Source organism: Achromobacter sp. ACM02, from assembly GCF_014851605.1.
Lineage (GTDB): Bacteria > Pseudomonadota > Gammaproteobacteria > Burkholderiales > Burkholderiaceae_B > Achromobacter > Achromobacter aegrifaciens.
Genome location: NZ_JACUZY010000004.1, coordinates 245,409 through 258,530, shown reverse-complemented (window position 1 = coordinate 258,530; position 13,122 = coordinate 245,409). Strand labels below are relative to the sequence as shown.

The 13,122-nt window shown below is 66.4% G+C and carries 10 protein-coding genes; 7 read left to right on the top strand and 3 right to left on the bottom strand.

The genetic code is table 11. From position 1 onward, the window contains the following. Positions 1–26: 26 nt before the first annotated feature. Positions 27–1,610: an ABC transporter substrate-binding protein gene (locus IB258_RS13740; RefSeq protein ID WP_175212543.1), complete on the bottom strand. Its 1,584-nt coding sequence runs from the start codon at positions 1,608–1,610 to the stop codon at positions 27–29. A 57-nt stretch (positions 1,611–1,667) separates the two neighbouring features. Beyond that, positions 1,668–3,107, bottom strand: a complete 1,440-nt coding sequence (locus IB258_RS13735; RefSeq protein ID WP_192352863.1) for a M81 family metallopeptidase — start codon at positions 3,105–3,107, stop codon at positions 1,668–1,670. A gap of 447 nt (positions 3,108–3,554) precedes the next feature. Between IB258_RS13735 and IB258_RS13730 the strand changes: the two genes are divergently transcribed. Beyond that, positions 3,555–4,997 carry a M81 family metallopeptidase gene (locus IB258_RS13730; protein ID WP_192352722.1) on the top strand — a complete coding sequence of 481 codons (1,443 nt, stop codon included), beginning with the start codon at positions 3,555–3,557 and terminating at the stop codon, positions 4,995–4,997. Between the two features lie 39 nt (positions 4,998–5,036). Here the strand turns inward: IB258_RS13730 and IB258_RS13725 are convergent, their stop codons facing one another. Continuing rightward, positions 5,037–5,714, bottom strand: coding sequence for a TetR/AcrR family transcriptional regulator (locus IB258_RS13725; protein WP_119451901.1), 678 nt, complete (start codon positions 5,712–5,714; stop codon positions 5,037–5,039). A 142-nt stretch (positions 5,715–5,856) separates the two neighbouring features. Between IB258_RS13725 and IB258_RS13720 the strand changes: the two genes are divergently transcribed. Genes IB258_RS13720 through IB258_RS13695 form a run of 6 tightly spaced genes read left to right on the top strand, consistent with a single transcriptional unit; the run spans position 5,857 to position 13,069 of the window. Continuing rightward, complete coding sequence (locus IB258_RS13720) at positions 5,857–7,659, top strand: ABC transporter ATP-binding protein (RefSeq protein WP_192352721.1); 1,803 nt, start codon at positions 5,857–5,859, stop codon at positions 7,657–7,659. After that, a complete protein-coding gene (locus IB258_RS13715) occupies positions 7,653–9,407 on the top strand; it encodes an ABC transporter ATP-binding protein (protein WP_192352720.1) in 1,755 nt (584 codons plus the stop codon). Before IB258_RS13720 ends, IB258_RS13715 begins: the two co-directional genes overlap by 7 nt. Then, the gene (locus IB258_RS13710) at positions 9,407–10,348 is read left to right on the top strand and encodes an ABC transporter permease (protein WP_192352719.1); all 942 of its coding nucleotides are present in this window, start codon (positions 9,407–9,409) and stop codon (positions 10,346–10,348) included. The genes IB258_RS13715 and IB258_RS13710 overlap by 1 nt, the downstream gene beginning before the upstream one ends. Then, positions 10,348–11,295: an iron chelate uptake ABC transporter family permease subunit gene (locus IB258_RS13705; protein WP_192352718.1), complete on the top strand. Its 948-nt coding sequence runs from the start codon at positions 10,348–10,350 to the stop codon at positions 11,293–11,295. The genes IB258_RS13710 and IB258_RS13705 overlap by 1 nt, the downstream gene beginning before the upstream one ends. Further along, a complete protein-coding gene (locus IB258_RS13700) occupies positions 11,292–12,068 on the top strand; it encodes an ABC transporter ATP-binding protein (RefSeq protein ID WP_192352717.1) in 777 nt (258 codons plus the stop codon). Before IB258_RS13705 ends, IB258_RS13700 begins: the two co-directional genes overlap by 4 nt. Continuing rightward, on the top strand, positions 12,065–13,069 hold the full coding sequence (locus IB258_RS13695; RefSeq protein WP_192352716.1) for a siderophore ABC transporter substrate-binding protein: 1,005 nt from the start codon (positions 12,065–12,067) through the stop codon (positions 13,067–13,069). Before IB258_RS13700 ends, IB258_RS13695 begins: the two co-directional genes overlap by 4 nt. The last annotated feature ends 53 nt before the right edge of the window (positions 13,070–13,122 follow it).

Sequence of the window (13,122 nt, the reverse complement as noted above, 5' to 3'; positions counted from 1 at the left end):
CGCGTATCGATTAGGCTGGCTGCGGATTACTTGTCCAGCACCCACAGGTTCGGCAGGCTCCAGATCTTTTCCGCATTCTTCAGGCTGTTGTGCGAGGCGAATGCCCGCGAATACTGGCCCACCGAGATTGCGGGGAAAGCTTCATAGGCGCGCTCCTGGAACTGGTCCAGCACGCGCTTGCGCTCGTCCGAGCTGGTGGCCGCGATCCACTGGGCGCGCAGTTCGTCCAGCTTCTTGTCGCAGGGCCAGCCCGGCAGGCTGTTGCCGCACACCGCGCCCAGGTAGGTGTTGCTGATGGGCGAGTCGACGTTGAACTCGGAAGCGGCCGACAGGAAGATGTTCCAGCCGCCCTTGTCGATGGGTTCCTTGCGGGCCCGGCGCGCGGTCAGCGTGGCCCAGTCCATGGACTGGATGTCGAGGTTGACGCCGATGTCCTGCAGCGCCTGGATGGCGACCAGCGTGGCGGAGTTCAGGTAGGCCAGGTCGGTGGGCAGCAGGATCGCGACCTTCTCGCCCTTGTATCCGGCTTCGGCCAGCAGCTTCTTGGCCAGGGCGGGATCGGGCTTGGCGTAGGGCGCCGCGCCGGCAGTGGTGTCGTTGGGGCCGCCGCAGATGAAGACCGTGGCGCAGTACTTCATGCGCAGGTCGTCCGGGTAGCCCATGGCGGCGGTGAACTTGTCCTGGTCCACCAGGTGGGCCACGGCCTGGCGCGCCTTCTCGTTGTTGAACGGCGGCATGGACTGGTTCAGGATGATGTAGCCCTGGGCGCGCTCCATCACGCCGATCTTGACGTTCTTGTTGCCGCGCAAGGCGTCGATGTAGTCCGCCGGCGCCTGTTCGATCATGTCGACTTCGCCGTTGGTCAGCGCGGCCGTGGCGCTGTTGGAATCGGGCAGCACGCGCCATTCCACGCGCGGGATGTGCGGGGTCTTGTTGCCGGCCAGGCCGTCGGCCTGGGCCTTGGGGCCGACGTAGTTCGGATTCTGCTCGAACACGATCTTGCTGCCAGGCACCCATTCGGCGCGCTTGAAGAGGTAAGGGCCGGAACCTACGACCTCGGTCAGCGGGCGGTCGGCCGGCTGCGAGGCCAGGCGCTGGGGCAGGATGAACGCGGGATAGCTGGACACCTTCGCGAGGCCTTCGAGCACCAGGTCAAACGGCTGGTCCAGCGTCAGCTTGAAGGTGTTGGCGTCCACGGCTTCCCACTTGCCGCCGGCGCGCGTGATGGCCTGGCCGATGTTGTCGCGCGCGGACCAGCGCTGCAGCGACGCGATCACGTCGGCGGTGGTCAGCGCCTGGCCGTCGCTGAACTTCAGGCCAGGCAGCAGCGTGAAGGTCCAGGTCTTCTTGTCGTCGCTGGCCGAATACTTTTCCACCATCTGCGGCTGCGGCTTGCTGTGCGAGTCCATCGCGAACAGCGTGTCGTACACCATGTAGCCGAAGTTGCGCGTGATGTAGGCGGTGGTGAAGGTCGGATCCAGCACCTTCAGGTCGGCGTGCGGCACGATGCGCAGGGTCTTGGCCTGCTGCGCGTGCGCCGGCGCGGCGCCAAGGGTGAAGGCCAGGCCGAGGGTGGCCGTCGAGAACAGGCAAAGCAGGCGTTTTTTCATCGCGCTAGGCTCCCATCTTGTTGGTGGAGGCGCCGGCGTCCGCGCGCCGGCAGGTTCTTAGAGCGGCCACTTGGGCAGCCGGATATTGCGGTACGTGAGCGTTTTCCAGTCGGGAGTGGCGACGCCCTTGCCGCCGACATAGATGATGTGGCGCGCGACTTTCGAGAACGATGCATGGAAGTGCTGCGCGGACTTGACCACCACGATCTTCCTGGAAGAAAGATCGCAGCCCAGCTGCGTGAACAGGTCCATGTTGATGGCCTGGTTGCGCAGTGAGGTCAGCACGATCTCGATGCCCTGGGTCTCGACCAGCGCGCAGTCCCCCATCGCTGCCGGCGCGCCGGACAGGCCCGTCATGATCATGTCGGCCTGGATGGCCTTGACCGTGCAGCGCAGGTCCAGAGGGTCGCCGGACAAGGGACCGACCTTGCCGCCAATGCGCAGGTCCAGCACCGCGCCGGGACCGGCGTCGAACGCAATGCGCGCCGAAACCGGATCCCACATGGGACCCAGCGCCGCGTTCGTCACGCCGCGTTCCAGCATGCGGCTCAGGACAAACGTGGCGTCGCCGGGCGCGCCGCTGCCGGGATTGTCGGGCCGGTCGGCCAGCACCACCGGACCGTCGCCGAAGGCCAGCGCTTCGTCCAGCGCCTGGTCCACGCTGCGGTAGGGCACCATGAGCTGCTCGCGCATGCCGATGAGTTCATCGGCCAGGCGGCGCGCCAGCGCTTGCGCGGCGCTAGCGTCGCCATCGGCGTAGACCAGCACCTTGGTGCCCATTTCCGGCACGTCGCCGGTGGCGAAGCCTTGCGCCGCCGAGATCGACAGGATGCCGTCGCGGCCTTCCAGCGCCTTGATGCGGCTGACGAAGCCCTGCGCCGGTTCGCGCGTGGTGTGCATGGGCACGATCATGTCGCAGTCGACCAACGCCGCGACGGGTCGCGTGCGGCCGGCCTGCGCGTCCAGGCACAAGGCCAGCAGGTCTTCCGCGCGTTCACGGATGTCGGTGTGGGGATATTCCTTGAACAGGACCAGCACCGTGGCCTGTTCCACCATCAACGGACTCAGGTGCGCATGGGGATCCAGTTCGGCGCCCACCACCACATCGGGGCCGACGATCTCGCGCACGTGGCGCAGGATGTTGCCCTCGCAGTCGTCGTAGCCGTCGGCCACCATGGCGCCGTGCAGGCCCAGCAACACCATGTCCACCGGCATCGCCGCGCGCAGGTCGGCCAGGATCTGGTCGCGCAGCGTCTCGTAGGCGGCGCGGGTGGTCGTGCCGCCCGGCTGCGCGGACGTGACCAGGCCTTCGGCCAGCGTCCAGCCGGCCTCGCGGCCGCGCTGCCGTGCCACGTACAGCGGCGCGCCTGCAAAGGTCACCGAGTCCGGATGCGTGCCCGCCGGATAGTAGTCGCGGTCCTGGAAGGAGGCGAGGCTGGTGGGCATGGGCGCGAAGGTGTTGGTTTCCGTGCCCAGGCCGGCGCTGAAGATCTTCATGGCCGGGCCTCCGGACAGGCTGCTGCATGCGCCGCGGCGCGCGCGGCGGTCCAGGTCGACGACATAGTTTTCCCCTTGTATGGATCGGATGTCCGTCACTGCCGCCACATGAGAGAGGCACTGCGTTCCGTATCGCGGATGATCGGCGGCACACCAGCGAGGCACAAATAGCTAACGTGTTCCCATGGATAACCCAAGGTTATGGTGTGCGCTTTTTCGGGGAAAATCGCGGCGAAAAGCGCGCAGATCGGCTGCTTTTAAGGGAAAACGATAGGCCGGCCGAAAGCCTTTCCGCGCGCATATGAAAGGTTATGGACAGTTCATGATTTGGAATTTGTGGGCGGGTCTGGCGGCGCTCAGAATCTGGAGCTGTTCCTGGCCGGCGGGCAAGCCGCAAGGCCGTCGCCTTTCAACCGCTAGCGGCGCGCCGCGCCCTGGAGTCGCCCCATGCGCATATTCACCGGCGCCCTCGCCACCGAAACCAATACGTTCTCGCCTTTGCCTACCGGCCTCGCAGCGTTCAAGTCGCGCGAGTATCTTCCCGGCGGCACGCATCCCGACCATATGACGTTCTACGCCGGACCGCTATGGGTTGCGCGCCAAGGCGCAAGCGCAGGAGGCTGGACGCTGGTCGAAGGGCTGGTGGCTTCGGCCCAGCCGGGCGGCACCACCACGCGCGCGGCCTACGAAACCTTGCGAGACGAGTTGCTGGCCGACCTGCGCGCGGCGATGCCGGTGGACATGGTGTTGCTGGGCCTGCACGGCGCCATGGTGGCCGACGGCTACGACGACTGCGAGGGCGACATCCTGCGCCGCGTGCGCGAGATCGTCGGCCCCGACGTGGTGGTGGGCGCGGAGCTGGATCCGCACGCGCATCTCACGCCGCTGATGGTGGAGCAGGCCACGGTGCTGGTCTTGTTCAAGGAATATCCCCACACCGATGTACTGGAGCGCGCCGAGGACCTGCTGGCCTTGTGCCTGGACGCGCAGGCCGGGCGCACGCGACCCGTCGCGGCGTTGATCGACTGCGACATGATCGTGCCCATGCACACCACGCGCGAACCGGCGCAGGGCTTCGTCAGCCGTATCAAGGCGCTGGAAGGCCGCGACGGCATCCTGTCGATCTCGGCGGCGCAGGGCTTCGCCACCGGCGACGTGCCGGAAATGGGCACCAAGGTGCTGGTCTACGCCGATGGCGACGCTAGCGCCGCGCAAGCGCTGGCGCGCCGCCTGGCCGATGAACTCATCGGCATGCGCGAACAGCTCATGGTGCCCTACCGCAGCGTGGACCAGGCGCTGGATGAAGCGCTGGCCCATGGCGACGGGCCGATCGTATTGGCCGACCGTTCGGACAATCCCGGCAGCGGCGCAGCCGGAGACTCCACTTATCTGCTGGCCAGGATGCGCGAGCGCGGCATACGCAATGCCGCCATCGGTCCCTTGTGGGATCCGGTTGCGGCGCGCATTGCGTTCGACGCTGGCCTCGGCGCGGAGCTGGACCTGCGTATCGGCGGCAAGGTCGGTCCGTTGTCCGGCAGCCCCGTGGACGCGCGCTGCCGGGTCGTGGCGACGCATGCGGACATGTACATGACGGGTAACTCCAACACCCGCATCGCCTTGGGCGACTGCGCGCTGGTCGACGTGGACGGCATCCTGGTCGTCCTGGTCTCGCTGCGTACACAGGCCTATCACACGGACCTCTTTACCCAGCTGGGCTGCGACCTGACGGCGCAGCGCCTGATCGTGGTGAAGTCCGCGCACCACTTCCACGCCAGGTATGCGCCCTTGGCCAAGGCGGTGTTGTACGTGGCCGCGCCCGGTTCCGCCAGCCCGGACTGGAGCAGCTTGCCGTACCGCAAGGCCAGGCTGCCGAAATGGCCGATTGCGTAGCGGGATTGCCATTCCGGCAATGGGCCGCGCGGCCGGCCCTCAGCCCTTGGACGGCTTTCTTTCCTGTCCGGGGACGCGCTTCTTGGGCGCGGCGGCGTCGGACCGCGGGGGGCCGTTATCCAGCATGGCGAGCAGGCCGATGATCAGCGCCTGCATGCCTTGGTCCAGTTCCACTTCCATCTCGGATTCTTCCGCCGCGCGTTCCGCCTCCACGACCGGCTCCAGGCCGGCGACCGAATACACCGTGTCGGCCACCGCCATGCCGTGAAAGGCCACCGTCGCCAGCAGGATGCGGGACTGTTCCCTGGAAATTCCGTAGGCCTTGGCGATGTGCCGCTGTTGTTCGTCGATCTTGGCGAGCATGGAAGGCGTCGCAGCCAGCCTGCGGATCACGTAGGGCGTGACGCCTGGGTGCGCCTTGACGAACTCGCGCACGGACGCGGCGAAAGTGGTCAGGTATTCCTTCAGTTCGCCGCGGTCGTTGCTACAGGCTTGCGGTATCTGCCAGCGCTTGAAGATCTCCTCGGCGACCAGGCGCTTGAGTTCCTCCAGGCTGGGCACGTGCTTGTACAGCGCCATATGGCTGACGCCCAGTGCCGCCGCGAGCCCGACGAAGGTGATGTTCGGCAGGCCCATCGCTATGCCGGCATCGGCAATCCGCTCCCGGGTGATGGTGGGAGGGCGTCCCCGCGCTGGTCGGCGCTCTGGCGGTGTCATGGCTGTTCCTGGTTCCTTGGCGTCATTCAGCCTTCACTTTAACCCGGCCCGATTTATTTAGTTTATTGCAATGAAACTAATTAGAGAATTTAGTTTATAGTGATGCAAATAATTATCACCAACATCTGGGTAAGTCGATTTCATGAGCAGTTCAGGAGCAGCCGCGGCCAAGCCTGGGAAACCCGGTCCGCTAGGCTTGGTGCTGGCCCCCGTACGCGGGCAATTGATGGCCGCCGCAGCGCTGGCCGCGGTGGGCACCATGCTTACCCTGGTGCCGCTGGCGGGGATCGCGCACATTGCCCGTATCGTCCTCGCTGGCGCCGAGCCTTCCGCGACCGCTCAAGCCTGGCCAGGAATCTGGTGGACTGTCGTCGCCAGCCTGGCGTGCATGTTCGCCGGCATGGCGCTGATCTCGGCCGGCGAATTGACGGCTCATCTGGCCGATAACCGCCTTACGCATCGACTGCGCCTGGCCGCCGCGCAGCGGCTGTCGCAGGTGCCGCTGGGCTGGTTCACCGGCAGGGCGTCGGGCGAGGTCAAGCAGGCGATGCAGGACGACATCGGCACGCTGCACAGCCTGGCCGCGCATTTCTACACGGCGGTGGGGCGCGCCGCGGGCGCTATTGCGATTTCGGTCATCTACCTGTTCGCGCAGGACTGGCGCATGGCGTTGGCGGCGTTGCTGCCGTTCCCCGGCTTCTTCCTGTTTCTGCGCCGGGCCATGAAGGCCGGCGGGGCGAACATGCAGGAATTCGTCGAGCGGCTTGGGCGCCTCAATGGCGCAACGGTCGAGTTCGTCGGCGGCATCCCCGTGGTCAAGGCATTCGGCGATGCAGGCAAGGCGCATCGCGGCTATCGCGAGGCCGTCGACGCCTTCGCCGAGGCGTTTGCCAGTTTTACCCGTCCGCTGGTGGCGGCGATGGCGCATGCCCATGCAATGGTCGCGCCGGTCACGGTGCTGGGCGTGGTGCTGGGTTTTGGCGCCTTGTTCGTCGGGCTGGACTGGATGGCGCCGGTGGATGTGCTGCCGTTCGCGCTGGTGGCGCCGGGAATATGCGCGCCGGTGCTGTTGCTGCATACGCTGCTGCACGATCTGGGCAGCGCCGCGGGCGCCGCGCAGCGCGTGCAGGCGCTGCTGGAGACGCCGGTGCTGGAACCGCTGGCGCCCGGCCAGGAACAAATCCCCGAGGGCCATGAAGTCCGGTTCGAGAGCGTGGGTTATTCCTATGGCGGGGAGCGCCGGACGCTGTCGGGCATCAGCTTCACGCTGGAACCCGGCACGGTCACCGCCATCGTCGGGCCCTCGGGCGCGGGCAAGTCCACGCTGGCGCGGCTGCTGCTGCGATTCTTCGACCCCGACGAAGGGCGCATCACGCTGGGCGGCGCCGATCTCAGGCGGATCGCGAGCGCGCAGCTCTACCGGCGCGTGGGCTTCGTATTGCAGGAAGTGCGCCTGATCCATGCCAGCGTGCGCGACAACATCGCGCTGGGCCGGCCCTCCGCGACCCAGCAAGAGATCGAGGACGCCGCCCGCACCGCCAATATCCATGAGCGCATCCTGGCGCTGCCGCGCGGCTACGATTCGGTGATCGGCGAGGACGCGCAGCTTTCCGGCGGCGAACTCCAGCGCGCCAGCATTGCGCGCGCCGTGCTGCTGGATCCTCCCGTGCTGGTGCTGGACGAGGCCACGGCGGCGGCCGACGCCGGCAACGAGGCGGCGGTCCAGGGCGCGTTGTCGCGCTTCGCCCGGGGGCGCACGGTGATGGTGATCGCGCACCGGCTGGATACGGTGATGCACGCCGACCGCATTCTGGTCGTCGAGGACGGCGCCGTCGTCGAACAAGGCCGGCATGAGCAGTTGCTGGCGCAAGGCGGCAGTTATGCCCGGCTGTGGGCGCAGGGCGGCTACGAAAACTCCGATGACAAAGAGGTGGCCGCATGCTGAAGACCTTCATGCTGTTGCTGGGCCAGGACGCGCCTGTCCTGCGCCGCTACGGCTGGATGGCCGTGGCCTACGGAGTGCTTTGCGGGCTGACTATTACCGCGCTGGCGCCGCTGCTCACGCATCTGCTTGAAGCGGACGTGAAGGCTGCCGCCCCGTGGCTGGCCGCGCTGCTGGCCGGGGTAGCGGTCTGCTGGGGCCTGCGGCGCCATGTGGAGCGGGCCGGCGTGCGCGTGGGCGTCGCCATCCTGCAAGACGCCCGCCATCGCCTCGGCGACCATGTGGCCAGCCTGCCCATGGGTTGGTTCACGCCGCAGAATACGGCTCGTCTCGGGCACGTCGTCACGCAAGGCATGATGTCTGTGGCCCAGCTCCCCGCGCATGTCTTCACGCCCGTCATCGCCGGCGTGGTGACGCCAGCGGTGCTCGTCGTCGCACTGTTTGCGCAGCACTGGCTGTTGGGCCTGATCGCATTGGCGGCGCTGCCGTTGCTGGCAGGCTTGCTGGCGCTCACGGCAAGACTGGCGCGGCGCGCGGATGAGGCTTTCCAGCAGCGCTTTGCCGATGCCAGCCAGCGCATGGTCGAATTCGCGCAGGCCCAGTCGGTGCTGCGCGCGTTCAACGGAGCTGGCGGAGGCACGCGACTGCTCGAACAGGCAGTGGAACAACAGCGCGCGTCCGGGGCGCGGGTGATCTGGCTGTCGGCCGGGGCGGCCGTTCTCAACGTCTGGGCCGTGCAGGCCGTCTTTGCCGTCCTGCTGGCCGCCTCAGCCTGGTGGCTCGACGGCATCCTGGGCAACCCGCTGGCAACCGGACAGATCGTGGCCGCGATCGTCGCGCTGATGCTTGCGGTCCGCTATATCGATGCGTTGCTGGAGGTGGTCGGCTATGGGGAGGTGCTGCGCGGCGCGCGTGGGCAACTCGACGCCATCGAAGCGCTGTATGCCGTCCCGCCGCTGCCGGAGTCCGATGCGCCACAGGAACCGCGCGATGCTTCGATCGAGTTGCGCAATGTGCATTTCCGCTACGCGGATCACGCGCCCGAGGTGCTGCAAGGTGTGAATCTGCGTATCGAACCGGGCAGCATGGTTGCCCTGGTTGGCGCGTCCGGCTCCGGCAAGACCACGCTGGCGCGGCTGATTGCGCGTTTCTTCGACGTGAACCAGGGCGGCGTGCTGGTCGGTGGCGTGGACGTGCGGCAGATTTCCAGCTTGAGGCTGGCCGGCCAGATCAGCCAGGTCTTCCAGGACAACTATCTGTTCACGGGATCCATCGCCGAAAACATCCGCGCCGGCAGGCCGGGCTGCAGCGATGCCGAGTTGATGGATGTCGCCAAACAGGCCGGCGTGGACGGCATCGCCGCGCGCCTGCCGCAAGGGCTGGACACGCCGGTAGGCGAGGGCGGCGCGCGGCTGTCCGGCGGCGAACGCCAACGCATCGCCGTCGCCCGCGCGCTGCTCAACCCTGCGCCCATCATGCTGGTGGACGAGGCGACCGCGGCGCTGGACGCGGAGAACCAGGCCATCATCACCGGGACGCTGGCGCGGCTGCGCGGGAAGCGCACGCTGGTGGTGATCGCGCACCAGCTTTCCACCGTGGCGATGGCCGACCAGATCGTGGTGATCGAGGACGGACGGATCGCCGAGCAAGGCACGCCCGCAGCTTTGCGTGAGAGCCAGGGGCGGTACGCGCAGTTCCTGGATCAGCGCAAGGCTGCCCGCGGCTGGCGCATTGCAGGGGCGCACGCCTGATGCGTGCCAGCCTGGTCGGCCTGTTCATCGTACTTTGCGGCGCGTCGCTGCTGGTGGGCGCGCGCCAGATCGCCTGGCCGCAGCTGTACTCGCTGTCGGGCGATGCCTGGCTCACCTTGACCGCAAGCCGGCTGCCGCGCCTGGCGGCGCTGGTGCTGACGGGCGTCGGGCTGGCCGTCTGCGGCGTAATCCTGCAGCACATCGTGCGCAACAAGTTCGTCGAACCCGCCACGTCGGGCGGACTGGATGCCGCCAAGCTGGGCATCCTGGTGTCGATGCTGTCGATGCCTGCCGCCGGGCCGGCGGCGCGGATGCTGTTTGCGCTGGGCTTCTGCTTCGCGGCCAGCCTGCTCTTCGTCGCAGTCGTCCGCCGCATCAAGTTCAAGAATACGGTGCTCGTGCCCGTGATCGGCCTGATGTATGGCGGCGTGCTGAGCGCCCTGGCGGAGTTCTACGCGTATCGCAACAACATCATGCAGAGCATGCAGGGCTGGATGTTGGGCGACTTTTCCAAGATCGTGCAGGGCAACTACGAGATCATCTACCTGATCCTGCCGATCGTCGTGTTGACCTATCTGTACGCGCACCGCTTCACCGTCCTGGGCATGGGCGAAGGCATGGCGGCGAGCCTGGGCCTGAACTATCGGGCCACCGTGGCGCTGGGGCTGATCCTGGTGGCCGTCACCGTGTCCGCCACGGTCATTACCGTTGGGGCTATTCCCTTTGTGGGGCTGGTCATCCCCAATCTGGTCGCGCTGCGCTACGGCGACAACCTGGGTCGCACCTTGCCCGTCGTCGCGCTGGGAGGCGCGACGCTGCTGCTGGCCTGCGACATCCTGGGCCGCCTTCTGATCTATCCGTTCGAAGTGCCTATCGGCCTGACCGCGGGCGGCGTGGGCGGCATCCTGTTCCTTATGCTGATCTTCTGGAGGCACCGGTGATGCGCGCGGTTCCCCGGCAGGCGGCATGGGTGACGGTCATCGCATTGGCCCTGGCTTTCCTGCTGTTCCGTTCCAACCTGGACTTCGACTACATCATTCCCAAGCGGCTTGCCCGGCTTGCGGCCATGCTCGTCGGCGGGATCTGCATCGCGTGGTCTTCCATCGTGTTCCAGACCATCACCGGCAACCGGATCCTGACGCCGGCCATCATGGGCTACGAAGCCGTCTACCTGTTGCTGCAATCCCTGATGGTCCTGGCCATGGGGGCGCAGAGCCTGGTCCTGCTGGGCGCAAACGGCAACTTCTTCCTGTCCGTGCTGCTGATGCTGGGCTATTCGTGGATCATCCACCGCTGGCTGTTCCGCGATGGCAGGCAGAACGTGTACTTCCTGCTGCTGGTGGGGCTGGTGCTGACGATGGTGATCGGCACCTTCACGCAGTTCGTGCAATTGAAGACCAGTCCTGGCGAATTCTCCATTCTGCTCGGCTTCACCCAGGCTTCCTTCAACAAGGCGGAGCCGGGCCAGTTGCTGGTTTCCGCGATCGTCGTCGCGGGCGTGTGCCTGGCTGGAGTCAAGACGTTGCCGGCGCTGGACGTGATCTCGCTGGGACGCGATCAGGCCATCTCCCTGGGCGTGGATTATCAGCGCGTCTTGCGGCTGCATCTGGCGCTGATTGCGGTGCTGGTCGCGGTGTCGACCAGTCTGCTGGGACCCACCGCCTTTATGGGCATCTTCGTCGCCAACACCGCCTATGCCCTGACGCGCACGCGCCGGCACCGCGCCACGCTGTCGGCCGGTTGCGCTATCGCGGTCGGCATTTTCATCCTGGCGCAGCTTGCGGTCGAACATCTCTTCAACTACCGGACCAGCGTCGGCATCCTGGTCAACCTGGTTTGCGGCGCCTGGTTCCTGGCGCTGATGGCGCGCTCGCGAGGCACCGCATGATCACGATCAAGAATCTCTCGAAGAGCTATGGCCCGAAGACGGTGCTGCGCGATGTCTGCTTGCAGTTCCCCGCCGGGCGGATGACCTCGCTCATCGGCCCCAACGGCGCGGGCAAGACCACCTTGCTGATGATGGCAGGGCGGCTGCTGGAACCGAGCGAGGGCGAGATCCTGATCGAGGGCGCCAGGGCATCGGGTATCCGTATCGGCGATTACGCCAAGCGCGTGGCCACGTTGCGTCAATCGCCCGATTTCAATCTGCGCCTGACGGTGGAGGATCTCGTCGCCTTCGGGCGGTTCCCATATAGCCGCGGCGCGTTGACGCAGGAAGACCAGCGCGTGATCGACGAGGCGATTGCGTTCCTCTCGCTGGAACCGCTACGCGCGGCCTATCTCGACGAACTCAGCGGCGGGCAGCGCCAGATGGCGTTCCTGGCCATGACGATCGCCCAGCAGACGGACTGCCTGCTGCTGGATGAACCGCTCAACAACCTCGACATCAAGCATGCGGTCCAGATCATGCGCGCGTTGCGCCGCCTGTGCGACGAGCACGGCCGCACCGTGATCCTGGTGGTGCACGACATCAACTTTGCGGCCAGCTATTCCGACCACATCGTTGCAATGAAGGCCGGGGCGGTGCATTGCGCCGGCAGCGTGCCCGAAGTCGTGACCGAGGACCGGTTGCGGGAACTTTATGGGCTGGACTTCGAGATCACGCAAGGCGCACGCGGACGCCTGTGCAACTACTTCAATCCATCAGGAGAACTGAAATGATCCTCAAGCACGGGCGCAGGGCATGGGCGCTTGCCCTGCTGGCCGCCACGACGGCCGTGATGCAGGGCTGCGGGCAGGAGGCGGCGGAATCGTCCAAGGCGGCGCGGCCGGCCGCCACCAGCCCCGCGGCGCAAGGGGCATACCAACCCGTCTCTGTGCAGCACAAGCTGGGAACCACGGTGATCGGCAAGCTGCCGCAGCGCGTGGTCGCGCTGGACATGAACGAGGTGGATTTCCTGGATCAGCTGGGCGTTCCGGTCGCCGGCATGCCGAAGGACTTCGTGCCTCACTTTCTGGAGAAGTACAAGAACGCCGCGGATGTGCAGGACACGGGCGCGATCGTCCAGCCCAATCTGGAACGGGTGCACACGGCCAAGCCTGACCTGATCCTGATCACCTCGCTGCAGGCGAACCACTACAAGGAGCTGAGCGAGATCGCGCCGACGATCCACTTCGACGTGGACTACCGCGACAGCGAAGCCAATCACATCGAGATCATCAAGGATCACCTCATCACGCTGGGACGGATCTTCGAGAAGGAAAGCCTGGCACGCGACAAGGCCGCCGCGCTGGACGCCAAGGTTCAGGAGGCGAAGCGCCTCATCCAGGACCGCCCCGAAAGAGCGCTCATCGTGCTGCACAACAACGGCGCCTTCAGTTCCTTCGGCGTCCAGTCGCGCTACGGCTTCATCTTCAGGGCCCTGGGCGTGAAGCCTGCGAGTCCCGACGCGGAGGCCGGCCTGCATGGCCAGCCGATATCCAGCGAATTCATCCAGCAGGCCAACCCCGACATCATCTACGTGGTGGATCGCACTGCCGTGATGGAGCGCCGGCCAACGCTGAACGCCGAGAGCTTGAGCAATCCGCTCTTGCGCCAGACCGCCGCCTGGCAGAACGGCCGCGTGGTCTTCGCCGATGCGCAAGCCTGGTACGTCATGGCTGCCAGCGCACAGTCGCTGGCGCTCATGATCGACGACGTTCTCAAGGCCTATCAGAACTGATGCAGTCCGGGGATCGGGGGAAATTGCCGGTCCATATGTAAATGATTCCCAGT

Excerpts from the sequence above, each read along its gene's own strand:
- IB258_RS13740 (WP_175212543.1), bottom strand. The coding sequence starts at position 1,610 with ATGAAAAAACGCCTGCTTTGCCTGTTCTCGACGGCCACCCTCGGCCTG.
- IB258_RS13700 (WP_192352717.1), top strand. The coding sequence starts at position 11,292 with ATGATCACGATCAAGAATCTCTCGAAGAGCTATGGCCCGAAGACGGTG.
- IB258_RS13725 (WP_119451901.1), bottom strand. The coding sequence starts at position 5,714 with ATGACACCGCCAGAGCGCCGACCAGCGCGGGGACGCCCTCCCACCATC.
- IB258_RS13710 (WP_192352719.1), top strand. The coding sequence starts at position 9,407 with ATGCGTGCCAGCCTGGTCGGCCTGTTCATCGTACTTTGCGGCGCGTCG.
- IB258_RS13705 (WP_192352718.1), top strand. The coding sequence starts at position 10,348 with ATGCGCGCGGTTCCCCGGCAGGCGGCATGGGTGACGGTCATCGCATTG.
- IB258_RS13735 (WP_192352863.1), bottom strand. The coding sequence starts at position 3,107 with ATGAAGATCTTCAGCGCCGGCCTGGGCACGGAAACCAACACCTTCGCG.
- IB258_RS13695 (WP_192352716.1), top strand. The coding sequence starts at position 12,065 with ATGATCCTCAAGCACGGGCGCAGGGCATGGGCGCTTGCCCTGCTGGCC.
- IB258_RS13720 (WP_192352721.1), top strand. The coding sequence starts at position 5,857 with ATGAGCAGTTCAGGAGCAGCCGCGGCCAAGCCTGGGAAACCCGGTCCG.
- IB258_RS13715 (WP_192352720.1), top strand. The coding sequence starts at position 7,653 with ATGCTGAAGACCTTCATGCTGTTGCTGGGCCAGGACGCGCCTGTCCTG.
- IB258_RS13730 (WP_192352722.1), top strand. The coding sequence starts at position 3,555 with ATGCGCATATTCACCGGCGCCCTCGCCACCGAAACCAATACGTTCTCG.